Below are 20,841 nucleotides of genomic sequence, written 5' to 3' on the forward strand. Positions count from 1 at the left end.
CGGTCAGGCCGCCGGACGCGAGTCGCGTCGCACTCGCAGCCAGACGTGCCCGTAGCCGGCGAGGGTGAGCTCGACACCGCCCTTCGCGTCGGTGTCGTGCGCCTCGTGGGCGAACAGGTCGTCGAGCCAGATCGCCTCGCCGGAGTCCGCGACGAGGTCGTCCGGGAGCAGCTGGACCCGGGTCGTCAGCGGCTCGGCCGAGAGGTTGTGCACGGCGACGAGCGAGGCGCCCTCCCAGTGGCACCGGTGCGCGAGCACCGCCGGACACGGCTGGTCGAGCACGGCGAACTCGCCCCAGCCGAGCTCGGGGCACTCGCGATAGGTCTGGATCAGGGTCCGCATGAAGTGCCAGAGCGAGTCGGGGTCACGCTTCTGGCTCGCGACGTTCACGTGCTCGGGTCCGTAGCCGCCGGGCACGACGCGCTGGAAGAGCTTGCGCGGCGGTGCCGTCGAGAAGCCGCCGTTGCGGATGGCCTCCCACTGCATCGGCGTACGCACCGACATCCGGCCCTCGTCGGCCAGGTCCTCGCCCATGCCGATCTCCTCGCCGTAGTAGATGCTCGGCGTGCCGGGCAGGCTGAAGAGCAGGCTGTAGACCATCCGGATCCGACGCGGGTCACCGTCCAGCATGGGCGGGAGCCGGCGCTTGAGCCCGCGACCGTAGATCTGCATCTCCGGCTCCGGGCCGAAGGCCGCGAAGACCTCCTGTCGCTCCTCGTCGCTCAGCTTGTCGAGAGTGAGCTCGTCGTGGTTGCGCACGAACGTCGCCCACTGGCAGTCGCGGTGGATGACCGGTCGGGAGGTGAGCGCCTTCGCGAGCGGACCGGCGTCCTGCCTCGCCAGGGAGAGGTAGGTCGCCTCCATGCTGACGAAGTCGAACATCATCGTGAGCTCGTCGCCCCTCGCCGACTCCCCGGCGCCGCCGAAGTAGGCCGCCTGCTCCTCGAACGGCAGGTTGACCTCGCCGAGCAGCATGGCATCGCCGCGGCGCCGGCCGAGGAACGCGCGCAGCTCCTTGAGGTAGTCGTGAGGGTCGCCCGGCACGTGGTCGGCCTCGGTGTCGACGTCCTCGATCAGGAACGGCACGGCGTCCACGCGGAAGCCGTCGAGCCCGAGCTGGAGCCAGAAGCCGATCGACTTCGCGATCTGGTCGCGGACCGCCGGGTTCGCGAAGTTCAGGTCGGGCTGGTAGCGGTAGAAGTGGTGGAGATACCACTCGCCCGTGCGCTCGTCGAGCTGCCAGATGCTGTCCTCCTTGTCCGGGAAGACGACCTTGTCCGAGGTGTCGGGCGGCGGGTCCGAGCGCCACACGTAGAAGTCGCGGTACGGCGAGTCCTTGCTCCTGCGCGCCGACTTGAACCACGGGTGCTGGTCGGAGGTGTGGTTGACGACCAGGTCCGCGATCACGCGGATGCCGCGGTCCTTGGCCGCACGGATGAGCTCGACCAGGTCCCCGTGGGTGCCCAGGCGGCTGTCGACGCCGAACAGGTCCTGGACGTCGTACCCGTCGTCGCGGCCGGGCGTCGGGTAGAACGGCATCAGCCACAGGCAGGTGACCCCGAGCTCGGCGAGGTAGTCGATCCGCTGGACGAGCCCGATGAGATCGCCGATCCCGTCGCCGTTGGAGTCGTAGAACGTCTCGACGTCGACGCAGTAGATGACGGCGTTCTTCCACCACAGGTCGCCGGTGCTCACATGGTTCGCCATGTCCTTCACGTAACCCGACGCGGGTCTCGTCAACCGGCGCTGTGCGCCACATCTCTGCACGTCGGGGTGCAGAATGACGACAGTCGGGGTACGGGGCCCCGCATCCCGTCCACGTGAGGAGCATCGGTGTCCCCTGCATCGCCCGACCACCCCGAGCAAGAGGGTCTGTCCTTCGAGGTGTCGTTCGAGGACAACGCGTGCGTCATCAGGGTGACCGGCGACATCGACATCATGACCGCCGAGCGGCTGCGTTCGCGCCTGCTCGAGCTGGCCGACGCCGGTCACGTCAACCAGGTGCTGTCGCTCGAGGGTGACGTCTTCCTCGACTCGGCAGGCCTCGGTGCGGTCGTCTCGATCCGGCGCCGGCTGCAGGTGCTCGGTGGCGCGCTCGTGCTCGCGTGCAGCAACGAGCTGGTGCTCCGCCTCCTGCGACTGACCAGCCTCGACAAGGTCGTGGCCATCCATCCGACCGCCGAGGAAGCGCTCGACCGCGAGTTCGCCGGTTAGGCGATCATGACGACCTCGATGCGCGAGACGCTCGCAGCCGGAGGACAGGTCGGTCGCGACCTCCTCGACGTCGACTGGCTGGCGACGCCCCTGGGTGAACCGGACGACTGGCCCGCGAGCCTGCGCAGCACCGTGCAGCTGGTGCTGAGCTCGAAGTTCTCGATGTGGATGGGCTGGGGCCCGGAGCTCACGTTCTTCTGCAACGACGCCTACCGCCGCGACACGCTGGCCAGCAAGTACCCCTGGGCGCTGGGCCGGCCCGCCCACGAGGTGTGGTCGGAGATCTGGCCCGACATCGGGCCGCGGATCGAGCGGGCCATGTCGACCGGCGAGTCGACCTGGGACGAGGCGCTGCAGCTCTTCCTCGAGCGCTCCGGGTACGTCGAGGAGACCTACCACACGTTCTCCTACAGCCCGCTGTCCGGTGACGACGGGACGGTCCAGGGCCTGTTCTGCGTCGTCGCCGAGGTGACCGAGCAGGTCGTCAGCGAGCGCCGGATGAGCACGCTGCGCGATCTCGGGATCCGGGTATCCACGGCCGAGACGGTCGCGGACGCGGTCCAGGCCGGCTGCGACCATCTGGCGTCGAACCCCGAGTCGCTCCCGTGGGTGGCGGCGTACCTCTTCGACGCCGATCACAACGCCACCCTGGCCGGGACCGCAGGCATCGAGCCCGGCCACCAGGCGGCGCCGCTCCGCATCGGCGCCGACGACCCGGAGCCGGTCTGGCCGATCGGCGAGCTCGCGCGCGGCGAGCACGTGACGATCGACGGGATCGACCGTCGCTTCGACGACCTGCCCACGGGTGCGTGGGCGGTGCCGCCCGAGAAGGCGGTGCTCGTGCCGCTGCCGAGGCCGCTGCACGCCACGCCGTACGGCTTCCTCGTCCTGGGCGCCAACCGGCACCGGCCCGTCGACCAGACCTTCTTCGACTTCGCCGAGCTGATCGCCGGCCACTTCGCCGCGGCCATCACCGACGCCACGGCGATGGAGCAGGAGAAGGAGCGCTCCGAGGCGCTGGCCCGGCTCGACCAGGCGAAGTCGGACTTCCTCGCCAACGTGAGCCACGAGCTGCGCACCCCGCTCACACTGCTGCTCGGCCCGGCCGAGGACGCCCTGACCGACGAGCGGCACCCGCTCGACGACGCCCAGCGCAAGCGCGTCGAGGTCATCGCGCGCAACGGCAACCGGATGCTCGGCCTGGTCAACACGCTGCTCGACTTCTCGCGTCTCGACACCCTGCACGACGAGTCGACCTTCCAGCCGACCGACCTGCTCCGCTACACCTCCGAGCTGGCCAGCATGTTCGAGAGCGCCGTGGAGCGTGCTGGGCTGAGGCTGACCGTGGACGGCACCCTCGAGGGCGAGGTGTACGTCGACCGCAGCCACTGGGCCAAGATCGTGCTCAACCTGCTGTCCAACGCGTTCAAGTTCACGTTCGACGGCGGGGTCGCCGTCACGGTCGACGGTGACGGCGACCGGGCCGTGCTGCGCGTGACCGACACCGGCGGCGGCATCGCGGACTCCGAGCTGCCGCGGCTGTTCGAGCGCTTCCATCGGGTGCGCGGCGCGAGGTCGCGCAGCATCGAGGGCTCCGGCATCGGGCTCGCGCTCGTCGCCCAGCTCGCAGACCTGCACGGGGGCGAGGTGAGCGTGGCGAGCCGGGTCGGCGAGGGGAGCACCTTCACGGTCAGCATCCCGCTGGGCCGCGACCACCTCCCGCCGGGTCAGGTCGTCGACGAGGTCGCGCGGACGCCCGCGGCGGAGACCGCCGGCCGGGCGTGGTCGATCCTCGAGGAGACGCTCAGCTGGCTCGACGGCGACACCGGCGGGAGTCGGCAGGCCGAGCCCGCTACCGGCGGCGAGCGGGCGACCGTGCTCGTCGTCGACGACAACGAGGACATGCGGACCTACGTCACCGACCTGCTGAGCGACCGGTACAGGACGCTCGCGGCACACGACGGCGCCGAGGCACTGCAGGTGCTCCAGGACCAGCCGATCGACATCGTGATCACCGACGTGATGATGCCGCGCGTCGACGGCTTCGAGCTGCTCGCCCGGATGAAGCAGGACGCGGTGCTGGCCGCCGTGCCCGTCATCATGTTGTCGGCCCGCGCGGGCGAGGACGGGATGGCGGAGGGTCTCGAAGCGGGCGCCGACGACTATCTGGTCAAGCCGTTCGCCGCTCGCGAGCTGCTCGCCCGGGTGCGGGTCCAGCACCGGCTGCTGCAGCTGCAGCGGGTCGCGGCCGAGGCCGACCGCCGTACCGTCGCCCGCGAGCTCGCGATCGCCGACGAGCTGCAGCACAGCCTGCTGCCCGACGTCGAGGAGCGCATCGAGTCGCTCGAGATCGCGACCTTCTACCGCCCCGGCGTGGAGGGCACGCAGGTCGGCGGGGACTGGTACGACGTCATCAACCTGGGCGGCGGCCGCATCGGGATCGTCATCGGCGACGTGATGGGTCGCGGCGTCCGGGCGGCCTCGGTGATGGGCCAGATCAAGGCGGCGGTCCGTGCCTTCGCCCGGCTCGACCTCACTCCCGGAGAGGTCATGGAGAACCTCGACGGCATCGTGCAGGACGTCGCCCCGTACGGCATCGTCACCTGCGTCTACGGCGTGTACGACGACACCGAGCGGACCCTCAGCTATGCCAACGCCGGGCACCTGCCGCCGATCCTGGTGCACCCGAACGGGACCGCGTCCCGGCTGCTGATCGACGGGCCGCCTCTCGGCTCGGGGTATCTCGGCTTCGAGACCCGCAAGGTCTCCGTGCCCGTCGGCGCCATGCTCACGCTGTACACCGACGGCCTCGTCGAACGACGCGGCACCGACCTCGGCAGGCGTCTCGACGAGCTCGAGCTGGCCCTCGTCGAGCACCGTGACGATGCGGTCGCGGAGCTGCCGGACACGCTCTTCGAGCTGCTCGCCGGTGAGGCGACCGACGACGTCGCGCTCGCGGTCGTCAAGGTGCACTCCTCCGGCAGCGCCGTGATGCGCCTGCCGGTCAGCGGGGACCTGGGCGCCGTCGCGACCGCTCGCCGGGCCGTGGCCGCACAGCTGCGCTCCTGGGAGGTGCCCAGCCGGGTCGTCGCCGACCTGGTCCTGCTGACCAGTGAGCTGGTGACCAACGCGCTGCGGCACGCACGCGGCCCGCACGAGCTCCGGCTTCGGCACGTCGAACGCGAGGTCGTGATCGAGGTCAGCGACTCCTCGCCGATGCGGCCGCGCCGGCGTCAGGTCGACGGCGACGCCGAGAGCGGCCGCGGGCTCACCATCGTCGATGCGGTCGCCGACCGGTGGGGCAGTCGCAGCATCGCGGACGGCAAGGTCGTCTGGGCGGCGCGCCGGATCTGAGCCAGGCCGGCACCGGTCAGGCCGGCACCGTCTGGTCGCGCCTGATCAGGGCCGCGGCGACCTGCGCCGCCTGCGCACGGATCTCGGGGATGGCCGTCGACTCCCAGAGCGTGCCCTTGCGGGCGGGGCCGACGGTGAACAGGCCGTCGACCACGCCGTCGGCGCCGACGACCCGGCCGTCGACGGTGGTCGCCAGGCCGAGCGCGAGCGGGTCGGGCGAGACCAGGCCGCGGTCGCGCAGGGTCGCGAGCAGCTGGTCGGTCGTCGCGGCGAGGTCGAGGAGCGGCCCGGTGCAGTTGACGATCGCGTCCACGTCGTACGACGCCCCGTCGGGCGTCGTGGTGACCGCACATCGCTCACCGCCGTCCGTGACGGCGTGCAGCGTGCCGGTCTCGACGGTCAGCCGACCCTCGAACCGGTAGCGCTGGAGACGCAGCGCCACCTCGGGGGCCATCCGGTGCCGCCGGACCTCCCACTCACGGTTGTAGACCGCGAGGAAGCGGCGCCTCTCCTCGATCGGGAGCCGCTGCCAGACGTCCTGCGTGATCGGCCGGAGGCCGTCGACGACGTTGCGCCAGTTGACGCCCTGGTGGCGAGCGGCCTCGCACTCCGCGGTGACCGCGGCAGCGAGCCCGTCGGCGGTGAGCGGGCCGTCGGGCACCTTGGTGACCCAGGCGGTGTGCTGCTGCGCGACGTGTGGCTTGGGCAGCTGGCCGTTGCGGCTGACCATCGTCACGCGGCGCCCGGCGCCCTCCTCGAGCAGCGTGATCGTGGTGTCGATCGCCGTCAGCGCCGTGCCGACGACGAGCACCCGGGCATCGGCCGGGAGGGTGCGCAGCCGGCCGAGGTCCCACGGGTTCGCCAGGTGCCAGGGCGCGTCCGGCAGGACGGCGCCGTCAGCGACGCGGAGCGGCCGCGGCGGCTGGTTGCCGTGGCACAGCACGACCGCGTCGGCGACGCTGCGGCTGCGCTCGGTGACGACCTCGAAGCCCGCCCCGGTCGGGGCGATGTCGACGACGCGGCCCGCCTGGATGCTCAGCCGGTCGTCGGCGACGTCGGTCAGCCGGTCCTGCAGGTAGATCGCGAAGTCGGCCCGGGGGAGGAAGCCCTGCGGGTCGTCGCTGCGGCCGGTGCGCAGCGCCCAGTCGAGCAGGTCGCTGGGTGCGTCGGGGAGGGCGCTCATGTGGCGGGCGCGGACGTTGAGCAGGTGCCGCTGGTCGTTGGTGCCGTAGGCGACGCCACGTCCGACGACACCGCTCGCCTCGTGGATGACGACCTCGAGCCGGGGGTCGTCGGACCGCGCGAGCAGGTTGATGGCGGTGAGCACGCCGCTCGCGCCGCCACCGATCACAGCGACCCGATGGGCGGTCCGGGCAGGGATGGCGTCGGTCGTCACGGCGCTAACTCTACTTGATCGATCGAGTTTCACTGGCTGCGACGCTACTTCGGCTCGCCGTCGATGAGGTAGTGCCCCGAGTCGTAGACGAGCTTCAGCTTCACGTCGTCGGAGGACGGGCGACTGTGCGGGCCGTCGTACACGACGTGGTAGCTGACGGTCATGGCTCCGGGATCCGCCCGGACGTCGCTGAGCGACGCGCCGTGGATCGGCGCCCACCAGGAGTGGTACGTCGAGTAGCCGCCCGAGGCCTCCTGGAACGCCGGCGTCAGCATCGCGAAGGCCGCCCTCGGGTCGGTGGTGACCGTGCCGAGGTAGTCGTTGATGAAACCGGTCATCCCGTCGGCGGTCGGCCCGCTCGGGGCGGCCGACGAGGCCGACGACGGCCGCCCCGTCGTCGCCGAGGTCGTGCCGGGCGAGGACGCCGGTGGGCGCGCCTGGTCGCCGGAGGAGCCGGATCCCGATCGCCCGAGCAACCACGCCCCGAGCACCAGCGTCAGCACCGCGAGGGCCGCCGCGGCGGGCCACAGCAGCGGGTGGCGGCGCGCCGGCGCTCGCGCGGGAGAGGCAGCCGGCGCCGACTGGTAGGCGGGCAGCGGCGGAGGAGGCGGCGCGATCAGCGGGGCCGCCGGCAGCGGCGGCAGCGGACGCGTCTCGTCAGTCTCACCCGTGTCGAGGAAGGCGCAGATCTGGGCGGCGGTCCACCGGCGCTCGGGCTCCTTGACCATCGTGGCGGCCAGCACGGTCCCGAGCGCGCCGGAACCGTCCGCGAGCCGTGGTGGCTCCTCGTGCACGATCCTGACCAGGCCGGCGAGGATGTTGTCGCCCAGGTCGTACGGCGGACGGCCGGTCAGCGCCTGGAAGAGCGAGCCGCCGAGCGACCACACATCGCTGGCAGGCGTGGCCATGCCGCCGGACGCGACCTCGGGGGCGATGTAGGCGGGCGAGCCTGTGAGCATCCCGGTCGCGGTCAGCGTGTCGTCGGCCGCGCCTCGGGCGATCCCGAAGTCGGTGAGCTTGGTCGAGGTGCCGTCGGGGCCGACGATGAGGTTGGACGGCTTCACGTCGCGGTGGACGATGCCGGCCTCGTGGGCGACCCGCAGAGCCTCCGCTGCCTGCCGGATGATCTCGGTGACCTGCTCGTGGGGGAGCCCCCCGCTCTCGACGGCGAGCCGGGACAGCGTGGTGCCCTCGACGTACTCCATGACCAGCCAGCGGGTCTCGTGGTCCTCGGCGAGGTCGAAGACGGTCACGACGTTGGGATGGCTCAGCCGAGCCGCGAGCTGGGCCTCGCGGTGGGCGCGCACCTGGTTCTGCTGTCCGTGGACCTGGCCGAGCCGCTTGAGCGCCACGTCGCGGCCGAGCAGCTCGTCGTGGGCGAGCCAGACCGCGCCCATGCCGCCCCGGCCGACCTCACGGATCAGCTGGTAGCGGCCTGCGACGAGCTCGGATTCGACTGTCACCACAGGCCCCAGCCTGCCAAGTGGGCGGTGAGCCGTCGACTTCTCACAGCTCGGCCATCCCGATCACGTCGTGCCGTGGCACGGGTTCGGCCCGCGCCGCCTTGCAGGTCAGGCGCGCCGAGGCATCGGCGGAACGAGTGGTGCGCACACTCACCGCGTACCCGCTGGAGCCCGCCTCGAACACCACCCGGGTGACGTCGCCGTCGACGGACAGCCCCGCGACCCGCACCGCGGCGATGCCGGTCAGGCCCAGCTCGTGGCGCAGCGCGATCTCGGCGGCCTGCGCCGCCATGGGGTACGACGACCGGCCGCGCAGGCGGTCCAGGCTGAGGTCGCCAGCCCGGTGCGCCGCGACGACCGACAGCGCGCTGTCGGGGTCGAGCCGGCCGTAGTAGAGACCGTGGGGGAGCAGCACCATGTTGCCGGCGAAGCGGTCGCCGCCGACGTGGGACACCTCCCACGTCTCCTCCGGGTGCGCCTGGGCGAGCGCCTTCGCGACCGGCCTGCCGAGCTCCGCGCAGCACGTGTCGTGGCGACCGTTGGTGCAGACGCAGTAGATCTCCCCGTCGTACGGCGGCAGGCCGGTCGTGCCGCCGGCCCGGAACGCGCCGAGGTCGAGGTCGAGCGCGTCGCGTGCGTCCGCGACGACCCCCGACTCCAGTCGCGGCGCGACCGGGTCGGCGTACGCCGCGAAGACCCGGATGCCTTCGCCGGTGGACGGCTTCGAGCTGTAGCGGCGGATCAGCAGGATCTTCGCGCGATGCTCCTGGGCGCGCCGCCGGAGCTCGGCGCCCACACCGTCGGGAAGGCGCGCGTCGAGCAGCGCCGTGCTGCCCCAGGGGCCGACGTGCTCGACGAGCAGCCAGGTCCGGACGTGAGTGGCGGTGCCGGCGACGGGCTCGTCGCGCTCGAGGCTCGCCGCGGCGCAACGCCAGCGGTCCGCAGCCTGGCCCCCTGGGACGGAGGTCGTCACGCGAGCTCCAGCAGCCCTTCCCTGACCAAACGTCGACACAGCACCAGACTGCTCTGGGCGTCCAGCGGCAGGTCAGCCGGGGTCAGCTCCTCGCAGACCCGCACGACCTCGAGCGCCGGCCGGATCCGTGCCGGAGCGGTGATCGAGCGGTCACCGAGCAGCACCTCGACCCGGTCACCGCGGTCGAGCAGCACGCAGGGGTGGCCGGCCCGGCGACGCAGCCGGCTGGTCGCGTCGATGGCGCCGACGCCGAGCACGTCGTGCAGCCCGCCCGAGAGGCGCGGGGGTCGCGAGGTCAGGAACCGGCGGATCTCGGTCTCCGCGCCGGCTGCGGCGTCGAGGCGGCGTACCTCCTCGGCGAGGGTGGCGAGCCGGGCCGCCAGCCCTTCGCGAAGCAGCGCGGGGTCGTCCAGATAGCCGGCCGGCAGGTGCTCGTCGGCGACGGTCGAGAACAGCGGGGAGACGGTGCGCTGGACCAGTCCCCGCCAGGTGAGCTGGTTGATGCCGACGGTGACGTGCAGCGACACCGTCTCCTGAGCGCGGGCGGCGTGCGGGGTGCCGGTGGGCAGGTACATCGACAGTCCGGGCTCGAGGAGCACCTCCTCGGGCCCGTCGGCGCCGTGCACCTCCCACTGCTTGGAGCCGGCGGTCTGGAAGACGAAGACGTCGTGGCTGTCCGAGTGCACGGCGAACCCCTGCGCGCCGGGCGGCGTGAGGTAGGCGTTCGCCTGGCACGGGTGCCCGAGCTCCAGCTCCAGCTCGGCGACGAGCCGGGTCAGCGGCGGGTGGTAGCGGTGCAGCCCCTGGAAGACGACGGTCGCGCCCTCGGCGAACAGTGCGAGCGCCTTGCCGGCGTCGACGAGACCCGTGAGCTGTCGTCCTGCGATGGTCGCGGACCGGGTGTACGACGACTCGGGCAGGACCGAGCCGTCCCGGGCCACGCGGATCGCGGGCGTCCGGATCGCGGTGTCGGTGAGGAGCCGGTCGGCGTCGTCGAGCGAGAGCAGGCCGACCAGCCGGTCGGGGTCGGTGCGGTGCAGGTGCATGCGGGACGCCCAGACCTTCGCGAGGAAGGTCTGGGCGTCACCGCTCAGCAGGTCGAGAGCGCTCACTCAGGAGTCGGTGCCGTCGCTGTCACCATCGGTGCCGTCTGTCCCGTCGCTGTCACCGCCGTCGGTGCCGTCGCTGTCACCGCCGTCGGTGCCGTCGCCGTCGGTCCCGTCACCGTCGGTGCCGTCGCTGTCGCCGCCGTCGGTGCCATCGGTGTCGCCGCCGTCGGTGCCATCGCTGTCACCGCCCAGGCCGGGGGCGGAGTCCCCGAGCGGGGTAGCGGTCGTCATGTCCTCGTCGCTGAGCGGCTCTTCGGTCATCGTTCCTCCAGAGTTCAGGGTCGTCGAGACGATCATGTACCCGGTTCGGGGCGGCGGTACAGCATGTGTCGGCCACCTGATTCGGCTGGGTGCGGCATGCTCTGACCATGTCTGCTCGCGTCGACACCGCCGACTGGTTGCTGACGAAGCCGGAGCGGGGCAACCCCCAGACCCGGTTGGACGCGCGCCACGACGGCGACGTCGCCTGGTCGGAGGGAAACCTCGTCAGGCCGCTGGTCCACGGCGCGACGTACTTCCCGGCGTTGTGCGAGGTCCTCGAGGCGACGGGGCCCGGCGACCTGGTGCTCTTCACCGACTGGCAGGGCGACGCGGACGAGCGTCTCTCGGGCGAGCCCGGGAGCGAGGTCGTCGAGGTGCTCGGTCGCGCGCACGAGCGCGGGGTCGACGTCCGCGGGCTGGTGTGGCGCTCGCACATGGACCAGACCGGGTTCTTCGCCAAGGAGAACCGGCACCTCGGCGAGCAGCTGCAGCGGCGCGGTCCGGAGGTGCTGCTCGACATGCGCGTGCGTGCCGGCGGATCGCACCACCAGAAGTTCGTCGTCGTCCGCCACCGGGACGACCCGACCCGCGACATCGCGTTCGTCGGCGGGATCGACCTGGCGCACAGCCGGCGCGACGACGCCGAGCACCGCGGCGACCCGCAGGCGCAGTCCCTGACCGAGGAGTACGGCGCCACGCCGCCCTGGCACGATGCACAGGTTGCTCTCCAGGGCCCGGTCGTGCACGACGTGGAGACCACGTTCCGGGAGCGGTGGGAGGATCCGGAGCCACTGTCGAAGGCGCCCTGGCGCCGTCTCGGCGACAAGCTCCGACGGCTCGACACGACCCCCGACCCGCTGCCGGAGCAGCAGCCGCCGCCCCCGCGGGCCGGCGACCACACCGTCCAGCTGCTGCGCACGTACCCGAACCTGCGGAACAGCCGCGCCTACTCGTTCGCGAAGTTCGGCGAGCGCAGCGTGGCGCGGGGCTACGGGAAGGCGATCGGGCGTGCGGAGCGGATCGTCTACGTCGAGGACCAGTACTTCTGGGGGCACGGCGTCGCCGACGTCTTCGAGACGCGGCTGCTCGCCGAGCCGGAGCTCCGGCTGATCGTGGTGATCCCGCTCGTCCCCGACCTCACCGGTCTCAACCGCCGCGCCCAGGAGCTCGGTCGGATCCGCGCGCTCGGGCGGTTGATGGCGGCGGCGCCGGGTCGCGTGGCGGCGTACGGGATCGAGAACCACGCCGGCATACCTGTCTATGTGCACGCCAAGGTGTGCGTGGTCGACGACGTCTGGGCCAGCACCGGGTCGGACAACTTCTGCCGCCGGTCCTGGACCCACGACTCCGAGCTGTCGGCGGTCGTGCTCGACGCCGACTACGCCCGCGACCTGCGGCTCACCCTCGCGGCCGAGCATCTCGACCGGCTCGACGACGTCGCGGCACGTGGGCTCGGCGAGGTGATGGCCGACTGCGTCGAGCCGGCGGGGATGTTCGACGCGTACGCCGCCACCGCCGCCCGTCTGGAGGAGTGGCACCGTGCCGGGCGGCCAGGGGAGCGGCCGCCCGGGCGGCTGCGCCCGCTCCCGCTCCCGCGGCTCTCGCCGCTGACCCGCGCCGGCGCGTGGCCCACGCTGGCCGTCGTGCACGACCCGGACGGCCGACCGCCCGGACTGCGCGGCACCCCCGACTACTGACCTGTCCCGGCATGCCGCCGGCCACGGCTGGCTACCGCACTGCCATGACGAGCATCGACGTGGGCCGTCCCCTCTCCGGGGACGTCATCGACCTGATCATCGACGACCACCGCCGCTTCGAGCGGCTGCTGCGGCAGCTGCGCGACCAGAACGAGGACCGCGATGCGGTCCGCCGGGCGTTCGCCGACGTGCTCATCGGGCACGGCGAGGCCGAGGAGGAGCTCGTCTACCCGGTCCTGCGGCGCAAGGCGAAGGACGTCGACAAGCACGACGTCGAGCACGGCGAGGAGGAGCACGCGGAGGGCAACGAGGCGCTCCTCAAGGTGCTCGAGCTGAAGGGGACGAACTCGCAGGCGTTCACCGACGCGGTCGAGGAGCTGAGCAACCTGATCGCCCACCATGTCGCCGAGGAGGAGCTCACCATCCTCGGCCCGGCCCGCGCCGAGGTGAGCGAGAAGGTGCGCACCGACCTCGGGGCGACGTGGGCGGCCCGGCGCAACGAGCTGATCGACTCCGGGTGCGGGGACGTCGAGAACGTGCGGCGGATCGTCGCGAAGGCAGAGCGCGAGGGCAAGCTCGACGACTCCGACGAGGAGTCCTAGGAGTTCACGGTGGCGGCGGTCGTGACCTGGGCGTAGATGCCGAAGACCGGCTCGCCGGCGCCGTTGAGCGGCCGGTAGGACGCGAGCGTCTTCAGGAGGCGGACGTCCTTCTCGCCGGTCGTGGGGGAGTGGTCGATCACGGCGCAGCGCGGGATCGGCACGCCGGCCCGCAGCCGGGCGTCGCCGGCCGCGAGGTCGCGGCCGAGCCACGTCTCCTCGACGTAGGGCTCGTCGGTCTCGACGACGAGGGTCGCCCGGAAGCGCGCCGACTCGGCCAGCAGGTCCAGCCCGGCGCGCTCGCCGAGCTCGCGCAAGGAAGCGGTGCCGACGAGCGTGACGCCGGCGCCGTCGTAGACGACCGTCGCGGGTGGGGCCGCGGTCAGCGTCACCCGCTTGCCGAGGTGGTCGCCGAGCAGGTCCGCGTGGGGGCCGGCGAGGACGCGCAGCTCCACGGGACGGCCCCAGTAGTCGCACGTCACCGACTCGCCCGTCGGCTCGATCGGTGCGGCGAGCGGGGCGGCGCCGGGCACGGTGACCTCGAGGCGGTCGCCCGCGCGCCGGGCCAGCACGGTCAGCAGCCGGGGGTTCTGGATCGTGCGGAGGACGCGGTGCTGCTCGAGGTCGACCAGGCACAGGCCACGGTCGCCGACGGCGCCGCTGGGGGCGAGCTCGACGACGTCGTAGGGCCGGTGGGCGGTGCCCTTGACCGGCGCATAGCCGGCCGAGACGACCGTCAGCTCGATCGGCGCGGGGTGTGTCACGGTGCCGACGCTAGCGCGCGGACCGGCTGCTCCTAGGGTGGCGGCATGGTCCTGGGCTGGGAAGAGGCGCGGCAGGCGGCGTACGACGCGGCGGTGCCGCTCGGCCCGGCCGCGTTGCCGGTCGGGGACGCGCTCGGGCTGCGACTGGCCGCGCCGCTGATCTCCGCCGACGACCTGCCCCGCTTCGACAACGCCGCGATGGACGGGTACGCCGTCGCCGGACCGGGTCCGTGGCGAGTGGTGGGAAGAAGTCTGGCCGGGGAGCCGGGCGACTGCGCAGCGATCGGCGCGGCCGGTGCCGCCGAGGCACGTGAGGTCGCCACCGGGGCGCGGCTGCCGCAGGGGACCCGATCCGTCCTCCCGCACGAGGAGGCCCAGCGCGACGGTGACCTGGTCAGCGGGCGGGTCGAGGAGGGCCGGCACGTGCGACTGCGCGGCGAGGAGGCCATGCCGGGCGAGAAGCTGCTGCCCGCCGGCGTGGTGGTGACTCCCCAGGTGGTGGCCCTCGCTGCGGCCGTGGGGGTCACCGAGCTGAGCGTCACTCCCGCGCCGCGCGTCGCAGCCCTGGTCACCGGCGACGAGCTGGGCGACGGCCCAGGACAGGTCCGCGACGCCATCGGCCCGGCGCTGCCGGGCTGGGTCCGCTGGGCCGGCGGCACACTCGCCGGTCCGCAGCGGGTGCCCGACGGCGCTGCGGACCTTCGCGCCGCGCTCATGTCGGCGCAGGCGGACCTCGTCGTGATCACGGGCTCCTCGTCGGTCGGCCCCGAGGACCACGTGCGGCCGTTGCTGGCCGAGCTCGGAGCCCAGCCCGTCGTGGACGGCGTGGCCTGCCGGCCGGGCAGCCTCGCCGGGCTGTGGCGGCTCGCCGACGGTCGGCTCGTGGCGGCGCTCCCGGGCAACCCGTTCGCGGCACTCGTCGCGTTCCTGACGGTCGCGGCGCCGACGCTGGCCGGCCTGCGCGGTGAGGAGCAGGCCGTGCTGGCGACGGTCGGCGCCGAGCTGCCGCGGCACCGATCCGACACGCGTCTGGTGCCTGTCCGCCTCACCGAGAGCGGCCCGGTCGCGCTCGGCCACGACCGCAGCGGCATGCTGCGAGGCGTGGCGCAGGCGGACGCGCTGGCCGTCGTACCTGCCGACGGCACGCCCGCCCTCCTGCAACCGTTGCCCACCTGAGGAGAGACATGACCGTCGAGGAATGGGTGCCCCGGCTCGCCGCCGAGCTGGGCGTCGACACCGAGATCGACATCGAGGCGATCCTGGCGATCGCCGGCGACGTCGCGCACGCCGTGGAGCGCAAGGCGGCGCCGGTGTCGGCGTTCGTGATCGGCCTCGCCGCGGGCCGCGCCGGCGCCACGCCGGAGGCTGTCGCCGAGGCCATCCGGGCCACGCGCGATCTCGCCACATCGGCCCAGGGTTAACCTCGGTCGCATGCGGAAGCGCGCCGTACGCCGCAAGGTGACACGACTCGAGGTGGGCGGCGAGCCGCGCGTGCGCGAGGACCATCTGGCGGCCGAGGAGCCGCTCGAGATCCGGCTCGGCGGGCGCCCGCTCGCGGTCACGATGCGCACGCCCGGACACGACGTCGAGCTCGCGGCCGGGTTCCTCGTGTCCGAGGGCGTGGTCCGGCAGCGCGACGACGTCAGCACCGCGCGCTACTGCGCGGGCGTGACGGACGAGGGCGTCAACACCTACAACGTCCTCGACATCCAGCTCGCGCCCGGGGTGGTGGTGCCGGAGTTCGGTCTCGAACGCAGCGTCTACACCTCGTCGTCCTGCGGCGTGTGCGGCAAGGCCAGCATCGACGCGGTCCGCACCCGGTCGTCGTACGACGTCACGGGGGACCCGCTCGTCGTCGACCCAGCCGTGCTCGCCCCGATGCCGGACGCCCTGCGCGCCTCGCAGGAGGTGTTCGAGCGGACCGGCGGTCTGCACGCGGCGGGGCTGTTCGACGGGCACACCGGTGAGCTGCTCGTCGTCCGCGAGGACGTCGGCAGGCACAACGCCGTCGACAAGGTGGTCGGCTGGGCGCTCGAGCACGAGAAGCTGCCCCTGCGGGGCACGGTGCTCATGGTGTCCGGCCGGGCCAGCTTCGAGCTGGTGCAGAAGGCGTCGATGGCGGGCATCCCGGTGCTCGCCGCGGTCTCCGCGCCGTCCTCGCTCGCCGTCGAGCTCGCGGACGACGCAGGGCTGACGGTCGTCGGGTTCCTGCGCGGGGCGTCGATGGTCGTCTACAGCAGGGCCGACCGCATCCGCAGCCAGGGCTGACCGGCGGCGATAGACGGCGCCGAAAGCACGCGAAAGTAAGGTCCGCTTCGCCAGTTGAGGCGAATTTCCTTGAATTTCTGCATCTTCGAGTGCGGTCGTGTCAATTGCCGTACTTTGGCGCTGCCGAGCCAGGTGGGGCAGGCGTGGTTTGGGGCCACGTCAGCGACATCGGAAAGGCGCAGGGAGCCGGCGTACTCAGGGGAGTCGCCAGAGCCCTTCACGCAATGCAAGGCGTCGTCCAGAGGTGAGGGAGCATGGCGGAGCCATCGACCACTCGTGTCACTCGTCGCAAGGCTTGGCGCGGAATTCGCACCAGGCTCGTTGCGGTCCTGCTCATCCCGACGCTCGCCGCGCTCGGCCTCGGTGGCCTGCGCATGGCGACCGCCATACGCGACAGCTCGGCTGCCACCCGCGCCGCGAGCATCGCCAGCGCGCTGCCCGACAGCTTCCGGCTCGCGCTCCAGCTCCAGGTCGAGCGCGACAGCGGCTCCTCCGACAAGGTGTCGCCCAAGCAGCTGGGTGTGGTCCGGGCGACCACTGACGGGGCGGTCAAGGCCTGGCGGGTACGCCTGCAGTCGATCGACGCCTCGCACGACCCGAAGCTCAAGCAGGACCTCGCCTCGATCACGGGCCAGCTGAAGTCCCTCCCGGAGCTCCGCAGCGAGCTGGCGGCGCCGGGGACCCGGTTGCTCGCGCAGACCGAGTACACGAACACCCTGAACCTGCTGCTCGGACTGGCGGGCCGCCTGCCCGACCTCGGTTCGGCGCACGAGCTCTACCGGCAGGCCTCCGCCCTCGGCGAGGTCCGGACCGCTGCCGAGGCACTCGCCGACCAGCGGACGCTCGTCACCAAGGCTCTGGCGGAGCACGAGATCAGCCAGTTCGACCTGACCGCGCTCGCGACGGCGACCGAGTCGTGGCACGCGGCGAGCGACTTCTTTTACGCGAACACGTCACCGCGGACGCAGACCGAGTTCGACACGATCAACGGTGGTAGCGGCGACCTCCTCGGCTCGCACGCCGCGATGCAGTCCGGTGTCGAGTCCGTGCTCAGCACGGGCGACCCCGAGACCATCCACATGAACGTCGCCACCTGGAACGCCGCGTCCGGTGACTTCCTGGCCCAGATGGCCGGCGTCATCTCGACCGCCGCGACCGACCTCGCCAACGCGGTGGACGCCCGCAAGGCGTCGGCCCAGCGCGTCGCACTCGTCAGCGCCGTCACGGTCCTCCTCGTGCTGTTCCTCGCCCTGCTCGCCACCGTCCTGGTGGCGCGCTCGATCCTGCGGCCGCTCAACCGGCTCCGCGACGGGGCGCTGGACATCGCCCGGCACGGGCTCCCGGACCGGGTGCGCGAGCTGGAGGAGTCCGACGAGGTCGGCGACCTGAGCGTCACCCCGATCCACGTGGGCAGCCAGGACGAGATCGCCGAGGTCGCGACGGCGTTCGACGCCGTCCACACCGAGGCGGTCCGCCTCGCCGGTGAGCAGACCCAGATGCGTGCGAACGTCAACAAGATGTTCGTGAACCTGTCCCGCCGCTCGCAGAGCCTGGTCGAGCGTCAGCTCCGGCTCATCGACGAGCTCGAGTCGGGGGAGCAGGACCCGGAGCACCTCGCGAACCTGTTCCGCCTCGACCACCTCGCGACCCGCATGCGCCGCAACGACGAGTCCCTCATGGTCCTCGCCGGCGGCGACACGGGACAGGGCGCCCGTGGTCCGGTGCCGGTCCTCGACGTACTCCGCGCCGCGAGCTCCGAGGTCGAGCAGTTCGCACGGGTCGAGATCGAGTCTGGCGAGACGGCCAAGTTCCGCGGCAGCGTTGCCGGCGACCTCGTCCACCTCCTCGCAGAGCTCATCGAGAACGCCACCAACTTCTCGCCGCCGGACACGGCCGTCGTCGTCCGCTCCAGCCGTACGTCGCCGGTCAGCCCGCTCGTCATCGAGATCCGCGACCTCGGCATCGGCATGACGCCGCCCGAGCTCGACGCTGCCAACGAGAAGCTCCGCAGCGCCGGTGGTCTCGACGCCGACGTCGCCCGCATGATGGGCCTCGTCGTGGCGTCGCGGCTCGCCGACCGTCACGGCCTCTCGGTGGAGCTGCGCACCAACAGCCCGCGCGGCGTCGTCGCCCGGGTCGAGGTGCCGACCGCCGTACTGGTCCAGCCCGAGACGCGTTCGGCCCTCCTGCTCGACGCCGTCGACCCCCTCGGGGATCGCCCGCTCGCGCCGGTGGCGCCGTCCACCCCGCTCGCGCCGCTGGCCACGCTCGGTGTGTCGCCGAGCCTGCCCGAGCAGCTCAGACTTCCCGAGCTGACGGACGAACCCGTCGCCGCGCCGACGGCCGACGCCGTGGCCGACCCGCTGTCGGACCCGCTGTCGGACCCGCTGTCGGACCCGCTGTCGGAGCCGGTCTTCGAGGCGTCTGACGAGCCGGTGACCGAGTCGGTCGACGAGGTGTCCGAGGCGTCCGACGAGCAGGTCGACGAGCAGGTCGACGAGCCCGTGTCGGAGTCGGTCGACGAGTCGGTCGACGAGCCGGTCGACGAGCCCGTGTCGGAGTCGGTCGACGAGCCGGTCGACGAGCCGGTCGACGAGCCGGTCGACGAGCCGGTCGACGAGCCGGTCGCCGCCGTCGAGGCCGCTGAGCCGCCGGCTCCGTCCGCTCCGTCCGTGCCGGCCTCGGTCAGGCCCCCGGAGGGCTACACGCCTCCGACGACCCCGATCGCCTCGGAGCCGCCGGCCAAGAGCTGGTTCGCCACGACCGTGCCGCTGCGCGACCCGGAGGAGCTGCTCAACACCTACCTCACCGGCCGCGCCGAGGGCGTCGGTGGTGCGATCAAGAACCCGTTGGGGTCGATCACGAAGCGCAACGGCTCGCCGATCGCCAACAGCACCAACGGCACTCTCAAGCCCCTCAACGGATTCGTCAGCGGCGCGGCGCTCAGCAGCGCGACGTCGCTGGGCGGCTCACCGAGCAACGGCGCGCCTGCCGACGCGACTCCGGGCGATGCTCCGGCGGACGCCGGCTCGCCGGTCGACGCGGCGCCCACGGCCCGTGCCGAGCAGCCCGTCCGCCCGGAGGAGCCCCCGGCGCCGCCGCCGCTCACGTCGAGCGGCCTGCCGACACGGATCCCGCGCAACAACATGCCGTCCGAGCAGAAGCCGTTCGACGCCTTCGGCTCCGCGTCGTCCTCGACGCCCGCGCCGATGCCCGCGGCCGCTGCGGAGCCCGAGCCGGAGCCCGTGCCTGAGCCCGAGCCCGTGGCCGAAGCGCCCCGCGGTCCCGTGCTCGACCCGCTGATCGCCGAGCTGGCCGCCGACGTGCTGAGCGCGCCGTCGGCCGAGGAGGCACTGGCCGAGGAAGCACTGGCCGAGGAAGCACTGGCCGAGGATGCGCTGGCCGAGGATGCACTGGCCCAGGAGAGCGGGGACAACGACGACGACACGTCGATCTTCGCCACGCTCCAGTCGGAGTGGTTCACCCGGCGTACCCCGCTCGAGGCGCGTCGTGCGCAGCCCGACGCCGCGACCGGAGAGGCCACGCCGGTCGACACGGGCTGGGTCTCGCCGGGTGACGAGGGCTGGCGGCGCGCCGCCGAGCTCGCCGGATCGGTCGGCAGCGACGTGGAGTCGCCGGTCACCCCGGACGGTCTCCCGGTGCGCGTGCCCGGTCGCAACCTGGTGCCCGGCTCAGCCGCGCCGGTCCCGGCCCCGGTCCCCGTCCCGGCCGTGCAGGCGCCGCTCGCCGAGAACGTCGTCCCGCTGCCGCGACTGGAGCGCCGCCGTACCCGCGGCCTGTCCAGCTTCCAGCAGGGCGTCAGCCGTGCCCGCACCACCGACACCCCGGAGTCGATGGCCGAGGGCATCAGCGAAGAGATCACCGTTCCGGGCGCCTACGACGCGTCCGAGAACCGAGCAAACGAGGAGCACCAGTGACGACTGTCAGCGCCGGACTCGACTGGTTGGTCGACAGCCTCACCCAGCGCACGCCAGACATCGCGCACGCGATCCTGGTGTCGGCCGACGGCATGCCGATGGCGAGCTCTCGCGACTTTCCGCCTGACAGGGCGGATCAGCTCGCGGCCATCACGTCGGGCCTGACCAGCCTCACCATGGGCGCGGCGCGGTGCTTCGCGGCCGGCCAGGTGCAGCAGATGGTCATCGAGATGGACGGTGGCTACCTCGTCCTGATGGCGGTCGGTGAGGGTTCCAGCCTCGCCGCACTCGCGAGCCCTGACTGCGACCTGGGCCAGGTCGGCTACGAGATGCAGCTGCTCATCTCGCGAGTCACCAGCGCCCTGACGCCCGCTACCCGGACCGGCGCCGACGGTGCCTGACCGACCATGACGTGAGGTGAGAGTAGTGAGCAACGCTTCCCCCGAGCCGCTTCCGCTGGTCAGGCCGTATGCCCTGACCGGCGGACGCACCAAGCCCAAGCGGGACTACCCGCTGGAGGCGCTCGTCAAGACCGACCCCGATCTCGAGACGGGCAGCTTCCGCAGCCCCGAGGAGTCGGCCATCGCCGAGCTGTGCGCCGAGAGCCGCTCCGTTGCCGAGGTCGCTGCGCTCATCAAGCTCCCGCTCGGCGTCGTGCGGGTGCTGATCTCGGATCTCGCCGATCGTGGCGTCGTGCAGGTGCACACCCTTGCCTCTGCCGACTCCGACAGCCGTCCCGATGCCGCCCTGTTGGAGCGGGTCCTCAGCGGACTCCGCAACCTCTGACCACCCCCTTGGAGGAAAC

17 protein-coding genes are annotated in these 20,841 nt (G+C 72.5%); 10 read left to right on the plus strand and 7 right to left on the minus strand.

Going from position 1 to position 20,841, the window contains the following annotated elements:
- Positions 1–3: 3 nt before the first annotated feature.
- On the minus strand, positions 4–1,707 hold the full coding sequence (locus tag ABD205_RS14705) for an alpha-amylase family protein (RefSeq protein WP_344045967.1): 1,704 nt from the start codon (positions 1,705–1,707) through the stop codon (positions 4–6).
- Positions 1,708–1,833: 126 nt separating this feature from the next.
- Between ABD205_RS14705 and ABD205_RS14710 the strand changes: the two genes are divergently transcribed.
- Positions 1,834–2,214, plus strand: coding sequence for an STAS domain-containing protein (locus tag ABD205_RS14710; protein WP_344045968.1), 381 nt, complete (start codon positions 1,834–1,836; stop codon positions 2,212–2,214).
- 6 nt (positions 2,215–2,220) lie between these two features.
- Positions 2,221–5,568 (plus strand): SpoIIE family protein phosphatase, encoded by a 3,348-nt coding sequence (locus tag ABD205_RS14715; protein ID WP_344045969.1) that lies wholly within the window; start codon positions 2,221–2,223, stop codon positions 5,566–5,568.
- A 16-nt stretch (positions 5,569–5,584) separates the two neighbouring features.
- Here ABD205_RS14715 and ABD205_RS14720 read toward each other — a convergent pair whose 3' ends face one another.
- Genes ABD205_RS14720 through ABD205_RS14740 form a run of 5 tightly spaced genes read right to left on the minus strand, consistent with a single transcriptional unit; the run spans position 5,585 to position 10,806 of the window.
- Positions 5,585–6,964: an FAD/NAD(P)-binding protein gene (locus tag ABD205_RS14720; RefSeq protein ID WP_344045971.1), complete on the minus strand. Its 1,380-nt coding sequence runs from the start codon at positions 6,962–6,964 to the stop codon at positions 5,585–5,587.
- A gap of 44 nt (positions 6,965–7,008) precedes the next feature.
- Positions 7,009–8,430: a serine/threonine-protein kinase gene (locus ABD205_RS14725; protein WP_344045973.1), complete on the minus strand. Its 1,422-nt coding sequence runs from the start codon at positions 8,428–8,430 to the stop codon at positions 7,009–7,011.
- 40 nt (positions 8,431–8,470) lie between these two features.
- Positions 8,471–9,400 (minus strand): ferredoxin family protein, encoded by a 930-nt coding sequence (locus tag ABD205_RS14730; protein WP_344045975.1) that lies wholly within the window; start codon positions 9,398–9,400, stop codon positions 8,471–8,473.
- A complete protein-coding gene (locus ABD205_RS14735) occupies positions 9,397–10,512 on the minus strand; it encodes a cupin domain-containing protein (protein WP_344045977.1) in 1,116 nt (371 codons plus the stop codon). The genes ABD205_RS14730 and ABD205_RS14735 overlap by 4 nt, the downstream gene beginning before the upstream one ends.
- A complete protein-coding gene (locus ABD205_RS14740; protein ID WP_344045979.1) occupies positions 10,513–10,806 on the minus strand; it encodes a hypothetical protein in 294 nt (97 codons plus the stop codon). It lies immediately after the preceding gene.
- A 71-nt stretch (positions 10,807–10,877) separates the two neighbouring features.
- Between ABD205_RS14740 and ABD205_RS14745 the strand changes: the two genes are divergently transcribed.
- Positions 10,878–12,467, plus strand: coding sequence for a phospholipase D-like domain-containing protein (locus tag ABD205_RS14745; protein WP_344045981.1), 1,590 nt, complete (start codon positions 10,878–10,880; stop codon positions 12,465–12,467).
- 44 nt (positions 12,468–12,511) lie between these two features.
- Positions 12,512–13,069: a hemerythrin domain-containing protein gene (locus tag ABD205_RS14750; protein ID WP_344045983.1), complete on the plus strand. Its 558-nt coding sequence runs from the start codon at positions 12,512–12,514 to the stop codon at positions 13,067–13,069.
- Here the strand turns inward: ABD205_RS14750 and ABD205_RS14755 are convergent.
- Positions 13,066–13,830 (minus strand): MOSC domain-containing protein, encoded by a 765-nt coding sequence (locus ABD205_RS14755; protein WP_344045985.1) that lies wholly within the window; start codon positions 13,828–13,830, stop codon positions 13,066–13,068. The two genes, ABD205_RS14750 and ABD205_RS14755, sit on opposite strands and share 4 nt — an antisense overlap.
- Positions 13,831–13,875: 45 nt before the next feature.
- Between ABD205_RS14755 and ABD205_RS14760 the strand changes: the two genes are divergently transcribed.
- The 6 genes from ABD205_RS14760 (at position 13,876) to ABD205_RS14785 (ending at position 20,822) form a co-directional block, all read left to right on the plus strand.
- On the plus strand, positions 13,876–15,006 hold the full coding sequence (locus tag ABD205_RS14760; protein WP_344045987.1) for a molybdopterin molybdotransferase MoeA: 1,131 nt from the start codon (positions 13,876–13,878) through the stop codon (positions 15,004–15,006).
- 8 nt (positions 15,007–15,014) lie between these two features.
- Positions 15,015–15,251, plus strand: coding sequence for a DUF6457 domain-containing protein (locus ABD205_RS14765; protein ID WP_344045989.1), 237 nt, complete (start codon positions 15,015–15,017; stop codon positions 15,249–15,251).
- A 10-nt stretch (positions 15,252–15,261) separates the two neighbouring features.
- Positions 15,262–16,098, plus strand: coding sequence for a formate dehydrogenase accessory sulfurtransferase FdhD (gene fdhD / locus ABD205_RS14770; protein ID WP_344045990.1), 837 nt, complete (start codon positions 15,262–15,264; stop codon positions 16,096–16,098).
- Positions 16,099–16,352: 254 nt separating this feature from the next.
- A complete protein-coding gene (locus ABD205_RS14775; protein WP_344045991.1) occupies positions 16,353–20,036 on the plus strand; it encodes a sensor histidine kinase in 3,684 nt (1,227 codons plus the stop codon).
- Positions 20,033–20,437: a roadblock/LC7 domain-containing protein gene (locus tag ABD205_RS14780; protein ID WP_091119210.1), complete on the plus strand. Its 405-nt coding sequence runs from the start codon at positions 20,033–20,035 to the stop codon at positions 20,435–20,437. The genes ABD205_RS14775 and ABD205_RS14780 overlap by 4 nt, the downstream gene beginning before the upstream one ends.
- Positions 20,438–20,462: 25 nt before the next feature.
- Entirely contained in the window at positions 20,463–20,822 is a 360-nt protein-coding gene (locus ABD205_RS14785) for a DUF742 domain-containing protein (protein WP_344045993.1), read from the plus strand.
- Positions 20,823–20,841 lie beyond the last annotated feature (19 nt).

The sequence above is a fragment of the Nocardioides panacihumi genome (genome assembly GCF_039530925.1).
GTDB lineage: Bacteria > Actinomycetota > Actinomycetes > Propionibacteriales > Nocardioidaceae > Nocardioides > Nocardioides panacihumi.

Bases quoted from the DNA above. Each gene is read 5' to 3' on its own strand.
- fdhD (WP_344045990.1), top strand. From the start codon at position 15,262: ATGCGGAAGCGCGCCGTACGCCGCAAGGTGACACGACTCGAGGTGGGC.
- ABD205_RS14760 (WP_344045987.1), top strand. From the start codon at position 13,876: ATGGTCCTGGGCTGGGAAGAGGCGCGGCAGGCGGCGTACGACGCGGCG.
- ABD205_RS14750 (WP_344045983.1), top strand. From the start codon at position 12,512: ATGACGAGCATCGACGTGGGCCGTCCCCTCTCCGGGGACGTCATCGAC.
- ABD205_RS14715 (WP_344045969.1), top strand. From the start codon at position 2,221: ATGACGACCTCGATGCGCGAGACGCTCGCAGCCGGAGGACAGGTCGGT.
- ABD205_RS14775 (WP_344045991.1), top strand. From the start codon at position 16,353: ATGGCGGAGCCATCGACCACTCGTGTCACTCGTCGCAAGGCTTGGCGC.
- ABD205_RS14745 (WP_344045981.1), top strand. From the start codon at position 10,878: ATGTCTGCTCGCGTCGACACCGCCGACTGGTTGCTGACGAAGCCGGAG.
- ABD205_RS14765 (WP_344045989.1), top strand. From the start codon at position 15,015: ATGACCGTCGAGGAATGGGTGCCCCGGCTCGCCGCCGAGCTGGGCGTC.
- ABD205_RS14705 (WP_344045967.1), bottom strand. From the start codon at position 1,707: ATGGCGAACCATGTGAGCACCGGCGACCTGTGGTGGAAGAACGCCGTC.
- ABD205_RS14740 (WP_344045979.1), bottom strand. From the start codon at position 10,806: ATGATCGTCTCGACGACCCTGAACTCTGGAGGAACGATGACCGAAGAG.